Origin of the sequence: Micromonospora sp. WMMD736 (assembly GCF_049179015.1) — a bacterium.
In the GTDB taxonomy this organism is placed as follows: Bacteria; Actinomycetota; Actinomycetes; order Mycobacteriales; family Micromonosporaceae; genus Micromonospora.
Genome location: NZ_JBMHMI010000001.1, coordinates 751,261 through 768,242, shown reverse-complemented (window position 1 = coordinate 768,242; position 16,982 = coordinate 751,261). Strand labels below are relative to the sequence as shown.

General features: G+C 73.2%; 15 protein-coding genes. 5 read left to right on the top strand and 10 right to left on the bottom strand.

Annotated features, from left to right (window positions below; genetic code table 11):
- Window positions 1-50 precede the first annotated feature (50 nt).
- Complete coding sequence (locus ACN269_RS03310; protein ID WP_421470949.1) at window positions 51-1,355, bottom strand: SGNH/GDSL hydrolase family protein; 1,305 nt, start codon at window positions 1,353-1,355, stop codon at window positions 51-53.
- A gap of 285 nt (window positions 1,356-1,640) precedes the next feature.
- On the opposite strand from ACN269_RS03310, the gene ACN269_RS03305 reads away from it, so the two are divergent.
- The 5 genes from ACN269_RS03305 (at window position 1,641) to ACN269_RS03285 (ending at window position 7,383) form a co-directional block, all read left to right on the top strand.
- Window positions 1,641-3,200 (top strand): AMP-binding protein, encoded by a 1,560-nt coding sequence (locus tag ACN269_RS03305; RefSeq protein ID WP_421470948.1) that lies wholly within the window; start codon window positions 1,641-1,643, stop codon window positions 3,198-3,200.
- Window positions 3,197-4,417 (top strand): MFS transporter, encoded by a 1,221-nt coding sequence (locus tag ACN269_RS03300; RefSeq protein WP_421470947.1) that lies wholly within the window; start codon window positions 3,197-3,199, stop codon window positions 4,415-4,417. The genes ACN269_RS03305 and ACN269_RS03300 overlap by 4 nt, the downstream gene beginning before the upstream one ends.
- Window positions 4,418-4,651: 234 nt before the next feature.
- Window positions 4,652-5,557 carry an aminoglycoside phosphotransferase family protein gene (locus tag ACN269_RS03295; protein WP_421470946.1) on the top strand — a complete coding sequence of 302 codons (906 nt, stop codon included), beginning with the start codon at window positions 4,652-4,654 and terminating at the stop codon, window positions 5,555-5,557.
- 182 nt (window positions 5,558-5,739) lie between these two features.
- The gene (locus tag ACN269_RS03290; protein WP_421470945.1) at window positions 5,740-6,681 is read left to right on the top strand and encodes an exo-alpha-sialidase; all 942 of its coding nucleotides are present in this window, start codon (window positions 5,740-5,742) and stop codon (window positions 6,679-6,681) included.
- 9 nt (window positions 6,682-6,690) lie between these two features.
- A complete protein-coding gene (locus tag ACN269_RS03285) occupies window positions 6,691-7,383 on the top strand; it encodes an SGNH/GDSL hydrolase family protein (protein WP_421470944.1) in 693 nt (230 codons plus the stop codon).
- Window positions 7,384-7,448: 65 nt separating this feature from the next.
- Here the strand turns inward: ACN269_RS03285 and ACN269_RS03280 are convergent, their stop codons facing one another.
- The 9 genes from ACN269_RS03280 to ACN269_RS03240 form a co-directional block, all read right to left on the bottom strand.
- On the bottom strand, window positions 7,449-8,807 hold the full coding sequence (locus ACN269_RS03280) for a hypothetical protein (RefSeq protein ID WP_421470943.1): 1,359 nt from the start codon (window positions 8,805-8,807) through the stop codon (window positions 7,449-7,451).
- Complete coding sequence (locus ACN269_RS03275; protein ID WP_421470942.1) at window positions 8,804-9,772, bottom strand: alpha-ketoacid dehydrogenase subunit beta; 969 nt, start codon at window positions 9,770-9,772, stop codon at window positions 8,804-8,806. Before ACN269_RS03275 ends, ACN269_RS03280 begins: the two co-directional genes overlap by 4 nt.
- A 28-nt stretch (window positions 9,773-9,800) precedes the next feature.
- Window positions 9,801-10,772 (bottom strand): thiamine pyrophosphate-dependent dehydrogenase E1 component subunit alpha, encoded by a 972-nt coding sequence (locus ACN269_RS03270; RefSeq protein ID WP_421470941.1) that lies wholly within the window; start codon window positions 10,770-10,772, stop codon window positions 9,801-9,803.
- Entirely contained in the window at window positions 10,769-11,560 is a 792-nt protein-coding gene (locus ACN269_RS03265; protein ID WP_421470940.1) for a DUF3050 domain-containing protein, read from the bottom strand. Before ACN269_RS03265 ends, ACN269_RS03270 begins: the two co-directional genes overlap by 4 nt.
- Before the next feature lie 2 nt (window positions 11,561-11,562).
- Entirely contained in the window at window positions 11,563-12,471 is a 909-nt protein-coding gene (locus tag ACN269_RS03260; protein ID WP_421470939.1) for a phytanoyl-CoA dioxygenase family protein, read from the bottom strand.
- On the bottom strand, window positions 12,468-13,547 hold the full coding sequence (hppD, locus tag ACN269_RS03255; protein WP_421470938.1) for a 4-hydroxyphenylpyruvate dioxygenase: 1,080 nt from the start codon (window positions 13,545-13,547) through the stop codon (window positions 12,468-12,470). Before hppD ends, ACN269_RS03260 begins: the two co-directional genes overlap by 4 nt.
- A gap of 71 nt (window positions 13,548-13,618) precedes the next feature.
- Window positions 13,619-14,857 (bottom strand): beta-ketoacyl-[acyl-carrier-protein] synthase family protein, encoded by a 1,239-nt coding sequence (locus ACN269_RS03250; protein WP_421470937.1) that lies wholly within the window; start codon window positions 14,855-14,857, stop codon window positions 13,619-13,621.
- 22 nt (window positions 14,858-14,879) lie between these two features.
- Window positions 14,880-16,496: a class I adenylate-forming enzyme family protein gene (locus ACN269_RS03245; RefSeq protein ID WP_421470936.1), complete on the bottom strand. Its 1,617-nt coding sequence runs from the start codon at window positions 16,494-16,496 to the stop codon at window positions 14,880-14,882.
- Window positions 16,493-16,978, bottom strand: coding sequence for a beta-ketoacyl synthase chain length factor (locus ACN269_RS03240; protein ID WP_421470935.1), 486 nt, complete (start codon window positions 16,976-16,978; stop codon window positions 16,493-16,495). Before ACN269_RS03240 ends, ACN269_RS03245 begins: the two co-directional genes overlap by 4 nt.
- Between the last annotated feature and the right edge of the window lie 4 nt (window positions 16,979-16,982).

Genomic DNA, 16,982 nt, shown 5'->3' with positions numbered 1-16,982 from the left:
GGATGTCGGTGCTCCGGGGGCGGCGGGGTGGCCCGCCGCCCCCGGCGGTGTCACAGGCCGAGCAGCCGTAACGGCACGGCGTCGGCCATCGCCTTGTTGCCGGCGTCGTTCGGGTGGATGTGGTCCCCCGAGTCGTACGCGGGCAGCAACTGGCTGGGCCTGGCCGGGTCCCGCAGCACCCGGTCGAAGTCGAGCAGCCCGTCGAACTCCCGGCTGCCGCGCAGGTACGCGTTCACGGCCTGCCGGGTGGCCTCCTTCTCCGGCGTCCACACACCCGGCGCGCCGTGCCCCTCGTACGGCGTGAGGGTGGCCACCAGGCTGGTCAGCCCGCGCTGCTGGAGCTGCTGGTTGATCTGCCGCAGGGTCGCGATGATGGCCTCGGACGAGTCGTTGGACATCCAGATGTCGTTGATGCCCAGGTGGGTGACGACGGTCCGCACCCCGGTCTGGGGGAAGACGTCCTCGTTGAGGCGGGCCGCCGCGTTCGGGCCGAGCTGGAAGTAGCCGGGGTAGTCGCCGGCACCCGGCTCGGTGCCCTCGTGGTTGAGGCGGTTGCCGGCCAGGCTCAGGTTGAGCACGCCCGGGGTGCGCTTGTCGGGCCGGTCGGCGAGCAGCCGGTCGGCGAGCAGGTCGGGCCAGCGCCGATTGGCGTTGACGGTGCTGCCGTTGCCGTCGCCGATGGAGTCGCCGAGCACCACCAGCGCGCCGGGGGTGCCCTTGCGCTGCACGTCGACGCCGGACAGGAAGAACCAGCAGCAGTTCGGTCGGATGGTGAAACCGGCGCCGTCCGCCGCCCCGGTGAGGTCGCCCGCGCCGATGAAGTTCGTCTGCTGGGACTGCCCGTGGAAGGTGGTCGGCCCGGTCGGCGTCGGGAAGTGCAGGGTGATCACCAGGTCGCTGTCGTCCGCGACGGCGAAGCTCAGCGGATCGCTGAGCAGCTCGGCGCCCCGGTTCATGGTCGCCGAGGCCGCGCCGGTGAAGGTCAGCGGGCGCAGCGAGGCCGGGTCGATGTCGGAGACGTCGTCGGCGGTCGCCGTGTTCGGCCGGGCCACGGTGGCGCGTCCCACCCGGACCGCCTGCTCGCCGTAGAGGTTGCTCAGCCGTACCCGCAGCGCCGGGCCACCCACCGAGACGTGCACGACCATCCGGACGCTCTGGTCGTTCAGGCCGGTGTTGGTCAGGCCGACCGAGTTGCCCCGGGTGACCGCCGCGGCCCAACTGCCCGCCCACTCGCCCCGGTCCGGGCGGCCGGCGACGGTGGCCGATCCGCCGGCGGTGGCGACGACGGCGGGTGTTGCGGTGACCAGTAACGCCGCGAGGGCGGTGACGACATGCCATCTCTTCGGGGTCGACATTGAACCTCCATCGTGTGGCAGCCCAGGGCCGTCCGCTGACGGCTCCCGCTGGACGATGGTCCAGAAACCTAGCCGCCGCCGATGACGGGCGTCAATCAACTGATCGACGCGATCAAATGTCCGCCGGGCCTGCGGTTTCGCCCTTCGGCCCGGTCCCGCCGCGCCCACGCGGGCCTAGGCTCGCAGGCGGCGGCGGTGCGGTCGCCGACTGCGCGCCCACCGCCCGCGACGTCGCCGGGAAACCGACCCGGAGACCGCCGCTTTCCTGCGATGGGGGTTTGCCGGATGACTGACGGACCCGGGCATGCGACCTATGTGGACAGGGCACTGGACCTGTTCGCCGAGTTCGGCGATCGGGAGGCGCTGGTCGGCGGTGGTCACCGCCTGACCTACACCGAGGCCGCCGCGCGGGTCCGCGCGATGGCCGCGACGCTGACTCGGCACGGCGTACGACCCGGCGCGGCGGTGCTGGTCACCATGGCCAACGCCGTGGAGGGTCCGCTGCTCCAGCTCGCGCTGCACCTGCTCGGCTGCCGGACGATGTGGGTCGCCCCGGTGACCGCCCGCCGGGAGGTCGACGAGTTCGTCCGGCTGGCCCGCCCCGACGCCCTGGTCTACGACGCCCGCGACCCGGCCAGCCTGGGACCGGAGCTGGCCGCCGCGCTGCCCGGCGTACCGGTGCTCTGCCTGGGCCCCGGCGGCGCCGGCCCGGACCTCACGGCGGACCCGGCGGGCGCGGTGCCGCTGCCGGCGACGGTCCCCGCCCCGGAGTCGTTCCTACAGACCAGCGGCACCACCGGAGCGCCGAAGCTGGTGCACCACACCGAGAGCTTCTACGCCCAGATCCTCACCCTCGCGGCCGACTTCCGTGCCGCCGGGTTTCCGCTGCTGCGGCACCTGTCGCACTCGCCCATGTGGCTGGCCAGCGGCCAGATCACCACCCTGTTCAACCTGTTCACCGGCGGCGTGCTGTTCCTGCGCGACGACTGGGACCCGACGGCGTTCGTGGCCACCGTGCAGCGGGAGCGGATCAACTCCACCTTCGTGACCCCGCCGATGCTCTACGAGTTGCTGGACCATCCGGCGCTGGTGGGCGCCGACTTCTCGGCCATGTTCATGTTCAACGTGGGCGCCGGGCCTGCCGCGCCCGCCCGGCTGCGCCAGGCCATCGCGCGGTTCGGCCCGGTGCTGCGCATCGTGTACGGCCTCAGCGAGGCCGTCGTGATCACCGCGCTGCCCGGGCTGACCGACGACCCGGAGCACCCGGAGCGGCTGCGCTCCTGCGGGCGGCCCTACGGCGACGTACGGATCGAGATCCGGGACGACGACGGCGTGGTGCTCCCGCCGGGCCACGACGGCGAGGTGTGGGTGCGGAGCCGGCTGAGCTTCGCCGGCTACCACGGGCAGCCCGAGCTGACCGCGCAGACGCTCGTCGACGGCTGGGTCCGTACCCGCGACATCGGCCACCTCGACGAGGACGGCTACCTCTACCTGGTCGACCGGGCGCACGACATGATCGTCACGCACCGACGGAACTGGGCGATCTTCTGCCGCCCCATCGAGGACGTGCTGGCCGGGCACCCGCAGGTACGGGCGGCCGCCGTGATCGGCGTGCCGGACGACGAGGTCGGCGAGGCCCCGTACGCGTACGTGGTGCCCGCGCCGGACGCGACGGTCACCGCGGCGGAGCTGATCGACCTGGTGACCGCCGAGCTGAACGAGATGTGGGCGCCGGTCGGGGTGGAGTTCGTCGACCGGTTGCCGGTGACCCGGTCGGTCAAGGTCGACAAGCGGGCGTTGCGCGCCGGGTACGCGGCGCGGCGGGCGGCGGCGGTCGGGGCGTGAACCCCCGCCGGCAGTTGGTCGTCCTGGTCGGTGCGGACCTGATCTCCAACCTGGGCACCCGCATCTCGGTGGTGACCATCCCCTGGCTGGTGCTGGTCACCACCGGCAGCCCGACCAAGATGGGTCTGGTCGCGTTCGCCGAGACCCTGCCGTACCTGCTGTCCAGTGCCCTCGGCACGCCCTGGGCGGACCGGATCGGCCTGCGTCGGACGTCGATCCTCTGCGACGCGGGCAGCGCGCTGGCGATGGTCGTCGTCGCGCTCACCCCGTGGCTGGGCTTCGCTCCCCTGGTGGCGCTGGTCGCGGTCGCCGGGGCGTTGCGCGGCATCGGGGACCGGGTCAAGCACGTCATGTTCCGGCCCGTCGCCGAGGCCGCCGGGGTACCCCTGATCCGCCTCACCTCGGCGTACGACGGGTTGAGCCGCGTGGTGACCCTGTTCGGCGCGGCCGTGGGTGGTGTGCTGATCGCCGCGTTCGGGGTGACCCAGGCGATCCTCATCGACGCGGCCAGCTTCGCGGTCTGCGCGCTGCTCATCGGCCTCCTGGTTCGCCCGCCGGCCGCCCCGGCGACGCCCGCCGCGCCGGTCGGCTACCTGCGCGCGCTGCGGGACGGCTTCGGCTACCTCGGTCGGGACCGGCCGCTGCTCGGCATGCTGGTGGTCGTCTCGGCGCTGAACATGGTGGCCAACGCGAGCGTGGCCGTCTACATCCCGTTCTGGGTCGCCCGGGAGCTGCACGGTCCGAGCGGGCTCGGCCTCGTGCTGGCGGCGTTCTCGGCGGGCGCGCTGCTGGGCAACGTGGCGTTCACCGCGCTCGGGCCCCGGCTGCCCGGCCGGCTGACCTTCCTGATCGGGGCGACGGTCGCCGGCACACCCCGACTGGTCGCCCTGGCGGTCAGCGACGAACTGCCGATCGTGCTCGTGGTGACCTTCCTGTCCGGGATCGGCATCGCGGCGGTCAACCCGCTGCTCGGGGTGGCGCTCTACGAGCGGGTGCCGCCGGACCTGCAGACCCGGGTGCTCGGCATCGCCGGTTCGCTGGCCTTCGTCGGCCTGCCGGTCGGCGCGCTCCTCGGTGGCTGGTCGGTGGACGCGTTCGGCCTCACCCCGGCGCTGCTGCTCATGGCGGCGGCCTGCCTGCTCGTCACCGCTTTCTCGCTGGTGACCACGGGGGCCAGCCCGAAGGCGCCGACACGGCCGACACCTGCCGCCGCCTGATGTCCTGCTGCCCAGCGGCTCGCCACCACCTGGTGCGCCCCCTTTGCTCTGCTTCAACCCACGCAACACTTTCGGGGCATCGGTGTTGCCTCGGTTGAAGCAGAGCAAAGGGGGTAGTTGAGGTAGGGCCAGGCCCGTACCGCCCGGACACCTGTCCCGAGCGTTGGCCCGGCCGGTCCCCACTGGACGCAAATCGGTTGCGGTCCGGTCGGCGGAGCCCGCAGGCTCGGGCGGATGAGCGCACAACCCGCACCCGACCTGCCGCACACCGACGAGACGACGGCCCGGCGCATCGACGTGGACCTGGTCCGCCGACTGGTCGCCGAGCAGTTCCCGGGCTGGGCCGACCTGCCGGTCCGTCCCGTCGAGGTGGGCGGCTGGGACAACCGCACCTTCCACCTGGGCGACGAGATGACCGTGCGGCTGCCCAGCGGTGAGGGCTACATGGCCCAGGTGGCCAAGGAGCAGCGGTGGCTGCCGCTGCTCGGCGCGGTCCTGCCGCTGGAGATCCCCGTGCCGCTGGCCCAGGGCCGACCGGGGGCGGGCTACCCGTACCCCTGGTCGGTGTACCGCTGGATCGACGGGCAGACCGCGCGCGCCGAGCGGATCGACGACCTGATCCGGTTCGCGACGGATCTCGCTGCCTTCCTGCGGGCTCTACGCGCCGTCGACGCCACCGGCGGTCCGGCGGCCGGCCCGCACAGCTTCTGGCGGGGAGGACCGCTGTCCACCTACGACGCCGAGACCCGGGAGGCGATCGAGACACACCGCGCCCGGCTCGACGTCGACGCGGTCACCGCCATCTGGCAGGACGCGCTCGACGCGACCTGGGCGGGGCCGCCGGTGTGGTTCCACGGCGACGTCGCGTACGCCAACCTGCTGGTGCGCGACGGCCGGCTCGCCGCCGTCATCGACTTCGGCTGCTGCGGCGTCGGCGATCCCGCCTGCGACACGGTGATCGCCTGGACCCTGCTGCACGGCGACAGCCGGGCCGCGTACCGCGACGCGCTCGACGTCGACGCCGGCACCTGGGCGCGCGGGCGCGGCTGGGCCCTGTGGAAGGCGCTGATCACCCTGGACGGTCCCGACCCCGCCGGTTCCCGGCGCGTGATCGACGAACTGCTGCACGACCTCCGCTGAGCCGTCAGCGGTGGGCCACCGGGGTCGTCTGTCCGGTATGGCGGCGCGGGCACCGTCGACGCCGCAGCGAACGAGTTCGCCCTCCGTTCGCCGCGCGGCCGTCCGGACGTCGGCAGCGGCGGCTACCGTCGGCCGTCGTCCCGGGGACGTCCCGCCCACCAGCGCCAGGAGGCCCGTCGCGCATGACGTCGTCACCCACCCGCCGCACCATTGCCGAGGTCGTCGCCGTACACCGGATCGGCGACAGCGCGCCGCACAGCGCGTTCACCGACCTCGTCCGGCACGCCGGGACCTGGTTCTGTGCCTTCCGCGAGGCCGACAGCCACCTCTCCGACGACGGCGTGATCCGGGTGTCGACCTCGACGGACGGACGGGCGTGGCGGTCCGCGGCGGTCCTGCGAACGGCCGGCGTCGACCTGCGTGACCCACGCTTCGTGTCCCGCCCCGACGGGCGGCTGCAACTGCTGGCCGCGGCCCGGACCGGGACGTTCACGACGGTGGCCTGGCTCTCCGGCGACGGCCACGCCTGGGGCGACCCGACGCCGGTCGGCGAGCCGGACGTGTGGGTGTGGCAGGCCGCCTGGCACGACGACGCCATGTACGGCGTCGGCTACGCCACCCGGGGTCCCCGTTTCACCCGGCTCTACCGCAGCGTGGACGGGCTCGACCTGCGGCCGTGGGTGCCAACGCTGTTCGAGGGCGGCTACCCCAACGAGTCCGGGTTGGTCTTCGCCCCGGACGGCACCGCGCACTGTCTGCTGCGCCGCGACGGCGACGACGCCACCGCCCAGCTCGGCCGGGCGCACCCGCCGTACCGCGAGTGGGCCTGGACCGACCTGGGCGTACGGGTGGGCGGCCCGGCGCTGCGGCGGCTGCCCGACGGGCGGCTGGTCGCCGGGGTACGCCTGCTCGACGGCGACGTGCGGACCGCGATCTGCGTCGTCGACCCCGAGCGCGGCACGCTGACCGAACTGGTCACGCTGCCCTCCGGCGGCGACACCAGCTACCCCGGTCTGGTGTGGCACGACGACCGGCTGTGGGTCAGCTACTACTCCTCACACGAGGAGCGGACCTGCGTGTACCTGGCCGAGGTGAGCCTGGCCGAGGAGGCGGTGGTCGGCTAGCGTGCCGGCATGCCATCGACGCTGAGCGAATCGACGGACCCGTACTGTCTGCGTCCCGGCGAGGCCACCGAACTGCTGCGCGCGCACCCGTGGCGACGGTTCGTGGCGCTCGGCGACAGCGTCGTGGAGGGCATGTGCGAGCCGACGCCAGGCTACCCGGACGTGCAGTGGGTCGACCGGTTGGCCGCCGAACTACGGGCGGTACGCCCCGAGTTGGCGTACCTGAATCTGGGCCGACGCGGTCTGCGCGCGCACCAGGTGCGGGCCGGCCAGCTCGCCCCGGCGCTCGCCGCCGAACCGGACCTCGCGCTGGTGGTCTGCGGCGGCAACGACGCCTTTCATCCGGCGTACGACGCGGAGGCGGTCGACGGCGAGCTGACCGCGATGATCGGCGCGCTACGGGACGCGGGCGCGGACGTGGTCACCGTGGGCATGTTCGACGTGTCGCACAGCCCGGCCGTGCCCGAGCACCTGCGGGCCGGCCTCGGGGAGCGGATGCGCCGCCTCTCCGCCCACACCGGGCGGCTGGCCGCACGCCTGGGAACGGTCCACGTGCACCTCACCGACCACCCGCTCACGGCCGACGCGACCCTCTACAGCACCGACGGCCGCCACGGCAGCGCCCGCAGCGACGCGATAGCGACGGCCGAAACCCTCCGCGCCCTGTCCCGCCACCTGGCCGAGTCGCCCCGTCGATCATGAAGTTATCGTCACCGTCATCGGCGTGTCGGGACGATAACTTCATGATCGACGCGGAGAAGGGCTGGTCAGTTGTGCAGGAGGATTCCGGTTAGGAGGACTCCGTGGGCCAGGTTGAGGATGCCGTCGCCGCCGGGGTAGCCGACCCGCGCCAGGCCGCCGGAGGCCGTTCGGCCGAACAGGTACGGGGCCAGCGAGTACGGGACGTCGGCGGTGACCGTCTCGCCGGTCTCGATCTGCACGAAGTCCATCGGCACCCGGTCCGCCGGCAGGTACTGCTGCAGGATCGCCCCGCCCCGGTCGACGGCAGCACGCAGTCCCTCGGTCCAGTCCGACGGGCTCAACTCGGGGCCGATCAGCACGCCGTGCCCGGCCGAGCCGTCCGCCGGCTTCGCCACCAGCGAGGCCTGCTCGGCGATCGCCCGGTCGAGCACCGCGACGGTCAACGGCACCGTGTACGGCACGTGTCGGCGGATCAGCGTCCGGTCGTCGGCCGGGAGGGTGTCGACGTCCTCCCACAGCCAGGCGAAGGTGGTCTTGTTGCCGAGCAGCCAGGCCGCCGTCGACACGTACATGAGCAGCGTGCCGGCGGCGAGTGCGCCGGCCACCGCGTCCAGGCCGGCGGTCGGCGTGACCCGGTTGGGCACGAACAGCCGGAACAGCGCGTCGACCGGGGCGCCGGCCACGACGAGGCGGTCGTCGGTGTCCAGGGTGGCGGTGGACAGCGGCGCGATGACCAGGTCGATGCCGAAGTCCCGGGCCCGGTCGGCGAGCGGGCTGAGGATCCGGATGAACGTCTCCGGGTCGTCCAGGCCCGGGTAGTCGGCGTCGAAGTCCATCAACAGGGCCAGCCGGGCCCCGTCGGGCAGGCCGAGTTCGTCGCGGATCGCCACGAACCGCTGGTCCAGCAGGGACGGCGCGGCCCGTAGCGGCAGGTCGTCGAGGAGGCCGTGCTCGGTGTAGAGCTGCGCGAACCGCTGGATGACGGTGTCGGCGTCGAACCCTCCTCCGAGGCTGCTGTCGATGTTGTACTCGACGAACTTCGGCACGCCGTCGGTGAAGATCACATCCGGCCGGTACGCGGCCAGCAGCGCCTCGGTCAGTGGCTCCGACTCGTCCAACAGGCGGGTCTCCCCCGCCGGGACGCCGAGCAGCCGACGCAGCTCACCGGCGGTGTCCACCCGGCGGCGGCAGGCGTCCAGGATGAGTTGGGCCAGCCGGTCGCAGACGTCGTTCAGCTCCCGCCAGGCGTCGGCGGCCAGCACCGGGGGCCGGGCCAGCCGCCACTGCTTGTTGTACGTGGCGCGGCCGTGGAAGACGCGTTCCCAGGCGGCGGCGCCGGTGGCCACCATGGCCCGGCGGGCCGGCTCGGGCAGGTCGGTCCAGGCCTTGTCGGCCGACGGCCAGGCGTAGTTCGGGTCGATCATGAGCCGTCCTTCATGGTCAGGCGGATGGCGGTGGTGAGCTGCTCCCGGCCGGGCTGCACGGCCCGGTCCAGGGCGGGGGCGAACGGCAGCACCGCGCCGTCGGGTCGGGTCACCCGGCGCGGCGGGGCGAGCAGCCGGACCCGCTCCACGACCGAGGCGATGATCTCGGCGGCGATGCCGCAGGAGCGGTTGGCGTCGTCGAGGACGACGAGGCGGCCGGTACGCGCCACCGAGTCGGTGAGCCCGTCGATGTCGAACGGATAGAGGGTGCGCGGGTCGAAGACCTCCACCGACACCTCGGCGGCCAGCTCCTCGGCGACGGCGAGCGCGTCGTGCACGAGGTGCCCGACCGCGACCACCGTGACGTCGTCGCCGTGCCGGTGCACCCGGCCCCGACCCAGCGGCACCGGTTCCAACTCGGCGACGTCGGTGCGGACGTCCATCGCACCGGCCGGCGCGAACACGACCACCGGGTCGTCGTGCCGGATCGCGGTGACCAGCAGCCCGTACGCGTCGGCCGGGGTGGCCGGTACGGCGGTGACCACCCCGACGTGGGCGAAGAGGCTGTACGGGTGGTCCGAGTGCTGCCCGGCCCAGCCGGTGCGCGACCCGGAGCCGGGCACCAGGTAGGTGACCGGGACGGCGCACTGCCCGCCGGTCATCAGCGGGAACTTGTGCGCGTGGTTGACGATCTGCTCGAAGACGAGGAACAGCAGCGACGGGATCTGGAACTCGATGACCGGCCGGAGCCCGGCCAGCGCCGCCCCGGTGGCGAAGCTGGTGAACGCCTGCTCGGACAGCGGTGTGTCGCGGACCCGGTCGGTGCCGAACCGCTTGGCGAGTCCGGTGGTGACCAGCGACGCGCCGACCTGGACGTCCTCGCCGAGCAGGAACACCGTCTCGTCGCGGGCCAGCTCGTCGGCGAGGGCCCGCGTCAAGGCCCGCCGGTACGACAGTCGGGGCATCTCAGCCACCTCCGGTGGGGACGGTCATTCAGCCACCTCCGGCGCGGACGGTCAGGCCGCTGGCGTACAGGTGGGCGAGGGCGTCGGCCGGGTCGGGATGCGCACTGGACAGGGCGAAGTCGACCGCCGCGTCGAGGGTCGCCTCGACCTCGGCGTCCACGGCTGCCCGGTCGGCGTCGGTGAGCCGTGCGCCCTGGATCTCCACCGGGTCCCGGGACCGACCCCGGGACACCTCGTCGGGCGGCCGGTAGTCGAGGCGTACCCCGTGTTCGAAGGTGTGGTGGACGTCGAAGCGGTAGGTACGGGCCTCGATCAGCTCGGGGCCGCCGCCGGCGCGCAGGCGCGCGACGGCGGCGCAGGCGGCGGTGCGTACCGTCTCGGGGTCCTGGCCGTCGACCTCGACCGCCTGGATGTCGAAGGCGGCGGCGCGACCGGCGATGCTGCCGGCGACCGCGCCGCTGACCGGCATGGTGGTGGCGTAGCCGTTGTTCTCGCAGACGAACAGCACGGGCACCCGCCAGAGCGCGGCCAGGTTGAACGCCTCCAGCAGCATTCCCTCGTTGACCGCGCCGTCGCCGAAGAAGCTCACCCCGACGGTGTCCCGGCCCTGCCGGCGGCGGGCCCAGACCGCACCGGTGATGATCGCCCCGGACGCGCCGACGATCGCGTTGGCGCCGAGCACGCCAATGCTCAGGTCGGCGGCGTGCATCGAACCGCCCCGGCCGGCGTTGAGGCCGGTGACCCGGCCGCACAGCTCGGCGAGCATCCGCGCCGGGTCCGCGCCCCGGGCCAGGACGTGCCCGTGCCCGCGGTGGGTGCCGGCGAGCACGTCGTCGACGCCCAGGGCGGCGCAGACACCGGCGGCGATCCCCTCCTGACCGAGGTACGGGTGGATGCCGCCGGCGATCTGCCCGCCGTGGACCAGCTCCACCGCCCGCTCCTCGAACCGGCGGATCAGCCGGACCGTGCGGTAGAGCCGGACCGGGTCGGCGTCGCTCACGCGGGGCCCTTGATGGCGGCGAGGATGTCGTCCCAGAGCCGGGCGCGGGCGGCGAGGGCGGTGTTGACCGTGTCGGCGCACTCCTGCCACCTGGCGTCGTCGTCGCCGCACAGGTCGGCGAGCATCTGCATGGCCATCGGGGTGTGCTGCTCCCCGTCGACCTCGATGTGCCGTTCCAGGTAGTCGACGAACGTGTGCAGCCGGTTGCTGCGCTCGTTGACGCTGACGACCTGGGTGAACATGTCGGGGATCAGGTCCTCCCGGCCGAACGCGAACGCCGCCGCCTGGCAGTGCACCGGGGTCGACTCGATGATCTGCCAGGTGGTCGCGGCGAACCGGGCGGACGCGTCCGGCGCCCCGGCCTCGGTGAGCGCCTCGGTCACCGGCCGGCCCGCGCGCAGCAGGTCGACGAGGGCGTTCACGGCGGTGGTGTCCGCGCCGGCCTCGGCCATGCCCCGCACGTACAGCTCGAAGTGGCTGATGTAGCCCTCGCCCAGCTCGTCGCTCTCCTCGACCATGACGATGTCGTTGATGAGCCGGCGGCTGCCGGTCGGCCCGGTCGGGATCCACGGCACGGTCACGCAGGTCAGCTGCCGCTGCAACGACTTCAACAGCGACATGAAGTCCCAGACCGCGAAGACGTGGTGCTCCATGAAGGTGACGAGCGCCTCGTGGGTGTCCAGGTTGGCGTAGAGCGGGTGCTTGACCACGGCGTCGCGACGCTCGGTCACCGCCGCCTCCAACCGCTCGATGCCCGGGTGCGTCCTACCCCAGTCGTACCGTGACATTGTCAACCTCCCTGCTGGGCGCGGTCGCGCCAGATGACCGGGCAGTAGTCGGGGTCCGCGTAGTCCGGCCGTCCCTCGTGGGTGCGGCGGACCAGCACGTCGTGGTTGTACGCGGCGAGCGTGCCGTCCGAGAGGGGATACTCCCGCCAGGCGTTGTCACCGTCCTGCAGGTGCAGCGAGACCGCCTGTCGGGGGCGAGGGCTGACGTTGGGGCCGCTGCCGTGGTAGGTGCGGCAGTGGTGGAAGCTCACGTGTCCCCTGGGGATCACCATCGGGATCTTGCGGATCTCCGCGCCGTTGTACGCGGCGTTCTCGGCCAGCATCTGCTCCAGCTGGCTGCGGTCCCGGTCGGCGAAGTGCCGCACCACGGTGTCGTCCGCGCCGATCTCCTTCCACAGGTGCGAACCGTCGACCATGGTGATGGTGCCCATCTCCTGGCCGCAGTCGTGAAAGGGGATGAACGCGGTGAGCATCTTCTCCGACGACGAGGACGCCCAGTAGTGCTTGTCGAAGTGCCAGGGCACGATGTTGCTCGGCTCGCCGGAGATCGGTGGCTTGAGGATCAGGGTGGACTGGAAGACACGGATCTCGTCGGCCTGCGCCAGGCGGGCGGCCACCGCGCCGAGCAGCGGCTTGCGCAGGATCGCGCCGAGGCCGTCGTGTTCGTGGTGGACGTAGTCGTTGTGCCGCTGCACCGGCCCGTGCGACGGCTCCCAGTAGGCGAGCTTCGGTGGGCGGACCGGCAGGCGGCGGTCCCGCTCGCCGTCGTAGTAGCGCTGCGCGGCGGCGGTCAGCGCGTCCACCTCGTCGTCGGTGAAGAGCTTCTTCGACAGGTACCAGCCGTGCTCGGCGTAGTGCCGCACGTCCTCGTCGGAGGGCAGCAACGCCTGCTCCGCGGCGGTCAGGCTCACGCCCCCACCCCCTGCAACGTGGCGAGTTCGCGTTCCTTGGCCTCGTAGAGCGCCTTGATGTTCCCGCTGCCGAAGCCGCTCGCGCCCCGCCGCTCGATCAGCTCCAGGAACAGTGTGCGGCGCACGTGCATCGACTCGGCGAAGATCTGCAACAACTGTCCACCATGGTCGGAGTCGACGAGCACCCCCAGCTCGCGCAGCCGGTCCAGGGGCGCGTCCACCCGCCCCACCCGCGCTTCGAGGGTGTCGTAGTAGGCGCCGGGGGTCCCGGCGAACCGCACCCCGCGCCGCCCGAGGGACTCCACGGCCGTCACGATGTCGTCGGTGCGCAGCCCCAGGTGTTGCACTCCCCCACCGGCGTGCTGGTCGAGGAATGCGTCGATCTGCCCGGGCCGGCGGGTCCGGTCCGGCTCCAGCAGCACCACCGTGACGCCGCCGGACGGGCTCTGCACCACCTTCGAGTTCATCCCCTGCCCGGCGACCTCGACGTGCTCCTCGAAGATCTGCGCGAAGCCGAACAGCTCCTCGAAGTGCCGGACGGTCCCGTCGAGTTCGCCGGGCGGCACGCACACCGCCAGGTGGTCGACCTCGACGAGGACCGGGTCGGCGTCGTCCGCCGTCGACCGGGCGGGCATGATCAGACCGGGCAGGAAGTCGTCCCGGTCGCCCCGGCGCTGCACCAGGCGGTGCCGCACGTCGGCGAAGCCCCGCACCTCGGCGGTCACCACCTCGGCGTCCGCGCCGGTGACGGTGGTCGGTGGCGTCACGCCCGTCGCACCACGGGCCAACAGCTCGGCGTACGCGCCCACGACGTCGTCGACCTCGACCGCGACGACCGCGATCCCGTCACCGTGCCGGTGCACGTACCGGGCCGCTGGATGATCGGCGTCCAGTCCGGAGGTGAGCAGCAGCCGGATGTCGCCGTGCCGAAGTAGCAGCGAGCGCTGCCCGGTCAGCCCGGTCTCCGGGCCACCCTGCCCGCAGAGCTGGAAACCGACGGCGGTGCTGAACCAGAACGCCGCCTGTCGGGCGTCGCCTACGTAGAGTTCGATGTGGTCGATACCACGGATGTCCATGTCCTTGAGTGCCCTTCCCCTGCTTCGCCCGTGTTGCCGTCCGGACGCCCCCAGCCCGGGATGCGCGTCGCTCACCTCCTCGGCTCGGCGACCCGCGCGAGCACCAGGCTCACGTTCTGGCCACCGAACCCGAACGAGTTGGTCAGCGCGTACTCCGCGTCGGCCCGCCGGGGCGCCCCCCGGATGTGGTCGCCCGGGCAGGCCGGGTCCAGGTCGTCGAGGTGGTACGTCGGCGGCAGCAGCCCTCGACCGAGCGCCAGCGCGGTCGCCGCCGTCTCCAACACCCCGGACGCGCCGAGCAGGTGCCCGGTGAGCGCCTTGGTGGAGCTGACCGGCACGCCCCCGTCGCCGAAGACGTCCGCGAGGGCGGTGGTCTCCGCGATGTCGCCGAGTTTCGTGCCGGTCCCGTGCGCGTTGACGTAGCCGACCGCCGCCGCCGGCACTCCCGAGCTGCGCAGCGCGCCCCGGATGCACGCCGCCGCGCCCGCGCCGTCCGGGCGTGGGGCGGTCGGGTGGTACGCGTCGGTGGTCGCGCCGTAGCCGGCCACCTCGGCGTACCCCCGGGCGCCACGCGCGGCGGCGTGCTCGGCGCGTTCGAGGACCAGCAGCGCCGCCCCCTCGGCCAGCACGAACCCACTGCGGGCCGTGTCGAAGGGCCGGCTCGCCCGGCTCGGATCGGCACCGCCACGGGCCAGCGCCCGCGCGTTGCCGAACGTGTCGGTGAAGGTCGGGAAGAGCGGCGCCTCGCTGGCCCCGCAGACCACCACGTCGACCTCCCCGCAGCGGATCAGCCGGACCGCGTCGGCCACCGCCTGGGCCCCGGAGGCGCAGGCCGTGCCGACCGACGAGCTGTAACCCCGCATGCCGTACGCGATGGCGATCCGCGCCGCCGGCATGTTCGGCAGGATGCCGGTGAGCAGGTACGGGCTGACCGCCGACCGCCCCCGTGCCGCGCGGGCCAGCACCTGCGACTCCAGGGTGGCCATCCCGCCGACACCGCCCACGATCACACCGATCCGGGCGGGGTCGACGTCGCGGCCCACCTCGATGCCGGCGTCGGCGAGCGCGTCGGCGGCGGTGAGCAGCGCCAGGACCACGGTCCGGTCCAGCACCCGACTCTCCGGCCCGGGCAGGACGCTGCGCGGGTCGATGTCGGGCAGCAGACCGGCGACGTCCAGCGAGCCCGCCGCCGGATGGCCCTCGGGTGGACGGGTCAGCCCGGACCGCCCGGTGGTCAGCGCGTCGAAGGTCTCCTCGACGCCCCGCCCGACCGGACTGAACAGGCCCATCCCGGTGATCAGCGCGCTCACGCCGGCGCTCCGGCCCGCCCGCTCACGACGCGGCCTCGGTGAGATAGCGCTCCCGCAGGGCCACCTTGCGGACCTTGCCGGTCACGGTCACCGGGATATCGTCGGAACGTACCGGCACGACCCGGCGCAGCGTGGCGCCGACGTCCGGGCCGAGAGCGGCGCGGACCCGTTCGGTACGGTCCTCGGCCTCGTCCGACCCGGCGGCCAGCTCCAACAGCACGTCGGTCACCACCCGCCCGCCCTCGGCGACGATGACGACGGTGCAGTCGGTGACGTCCGGGCAGGTGGCAAGGATCCGCTCCTCGGACAGTGCGGTGAAGAACCGCCGCCCGTCCCCGGCGTCCACCGAGTCGACCGCGCGGTCCAGGTGGTAGTACCGGCCCTCGGCGTCGGCGCGGACCAGGTCGCCGGTCAGGTACCAACCGCGCTGGCGGAACCGGTAGGTGGTCGCCGAGTCGTTCCAGTAGCCCCGGAACAGCGACGGCGAGTCGATGCCCAGGAAACCCACCTCGCCGACCGGCACCGGCTCGCCGTCGGCGTCCAGCACCGCGACCTTGGTGAACTGGTACGGCCGGCCGATGCAGCGGCCGTACCGGTCGGTGTCGGCGCGGTGGGTGATGTGGAACATCGAGTGCCCCATCTCGCTGGAGCCGAGCCCGTCGATGAACAGCGAACCGGGCACCCGCGCCACCCCGTCACGGGTGACGGTGTCGTGCCAGCCGACCGCGACGAGCCGGCGGATGTGCGGCTCGTGCGAGCAGTCGCCGGTGTTGAACCAGAGCCGCACCGAGTCCAGGTCGTACCCGGACAGGTCGAACCGGGCCAGCTCGGCCCAGGTCACCGAGAAACCGAAGACCCCGTCGGGGCGCCAGCGTTGGATCGCGTCGAGGACCCGCTCGCCACCCTGCTCGGAGAGGAGGAACATCTGGGCGCGGTTGCCCAACGCCTGGTTGACCATCAGCACGGTTGCGGTGTGCGGCGCGGGCAGCGCGTTGAGGATCCGGCTGGTGCCCTGCGCCTGCGGCATGCTCAGCAGGTGCCGGGTGGCGGCGAAGAGGCTGGCGTGGGAGTGCAGCACCGCCTTGGGCACCCCGGTCGTACCGGAGGTGTGGGTGATCACGATCGGGTCGTCCGGGTGGTGCCGGTAGTGCGGCGGGGCCGCGGCCGGGTCGCCGGTGCCGGCCCGCGCGGGCGTGCCCAGCACCGGTACGCCCAGCTCGTGCCCGGCCAGCAGCGCGGTGTGCGCGTCGTCGGCGAGCACACCGACGCCGCGCAGCCGACGGATGTACTCGGCGGCGATCTCCGGGCGGAGCTTTCCGTTCATCAGCGCCGGGATCGCGCCGAGCCGGGCCAGCGCCAGGAAGCTCAGCACCATGTCGGCGGCGGCGGTGGCCCAGACGGCAACCGGGTCGCGGGGGCGTACCCCCTGCTCGTGCAGCCACGCGGCGCGGGCGGCGACCCGCTCGTCGAGCTGGCCCAACGTCAGTGGCACCTCGGCCGGGTGCCCGTCGACGGCGGTGTCGAAGGTCAGCGCCGGCCCGTCCGGATCGGCGCCGTGCGCCAGTACGCGGGCCAGCATGTTGCCCGCGCCCAGCTCGGTGTCGGCGGCCAGCAGACCGCGTAGTCCCTTCGTCCTCATGATCGTGCTCCTCCCCCCAGCAGCACCGCGACCGCCTCGGTGGACAGGTCGGGCGACTGTTCGATCAGGATCAGCAACACCTCGTCGGCGTCGCCGTCGTCGTGCAGCAGGGCCGCCTGCGCGGTGCCCTCGGCGTACGGGTCGCCGGTCGGGCTCAGGCAGACCACCGGGCCGCGCAGCCCCCAACGGGCCGCGAGGTGCCCGGCGACGCTGTTCGGCACGGACTGGTAGAAGAACAGCGGCCCGATCCGGCCGCCGGCCCCGACCGTCGCGCGTACGTGGTCGGCGCTGGCCCGGTCACCACTGGCGCTGACCAGCACGATCGCCGTGCGCACCTCGTCGGGCACCGGCTGGGTGCCGTAGCGCCGCCGCAGGCACCGCTCGCCGACCGCCACGACCGTCGGCGCGAACGTCGAGAGAACAAAGCCGGGAATCCCCGGCACCACCCCGTCCCCCGGCTCCGGCCAGCAAGCCCGCGCCATCTCC

Coding starts and splice junctions, on each gene's coding strand:
- ACN269_RS03310 (WP_421470949.1), bottom strand. CDS start 1,355: ATGTCGACCCCGAAGAGATGGCATGTCGTCACCGCCCTCGCGGCGTTA.
- ACN269_RS03305 (WP_421470948.1), top strand. CDS start 1,641: ATGACTGACGGACCCGGGCATGCGACCTATGTGGACAGGGCACTGGAC.
- ACN269_RS03295 (WP_421470946.1), top strand. CDS start 4,652: ATGAGCGCACAACCCGCACCCGACCTGCCGCACACCGACGAGACGACG.
- ACN269_RS03290 (WP_421470945.1), top strand. CDS start 5,740: ATGACGTCGTCACCCACCCGCCGCACCATTGCCGAGGTCGTCGCCGTA.
- ACN269_RS03285 (WP_421470944.1), top strand. CDS start 6,691: ATGCCATCGACGCTGAGCGAATCGACGGACCCGTACTGTCTGCGTCCC.
- ACN269_RS03280 (WP_421470943.1), bottom strand. CDS start 8,807: ATGATCGACCCGAACTACGCCTGGCCGTCGGCCGACAAGGCCTGGACC.
- ACN269_RS03275 (WP_421470942.1), bottom strand. CDS start 9,772: ATGCCCCGACTGTCGTACCGGCGGGCCTTGACGCGGGCCCTCGCCGAC.
- ACN269_RS03265 (WP_421470940.1), bottom strand. CDS start 11,560: ATGTCACGGTACGACTGGGGTAGGACGCACCCGGGCATCGAGCGGTTG.
- hppD (WP_421470938.1), bottom strand. CDS start 13,547: ATGGACATCCGTGGTATCGACCACATCGAACTCTACGTAGGCGACGCC.
- ACN269_RS03245 (WP_421470936.1), bottom strand. CDS start 16,496: ATGAGGACGAAGGGACTACGCGGTCTGCTGGCCGCCGACACCGAGCTG.
- ACN269_RS03240 (WP_421470935.1), bottom strand. CDS start 16,978: ATGGCGCGGGCTTGCTGGCCGGAGCCGGGGGACGGGGTGGTGCCGGGG.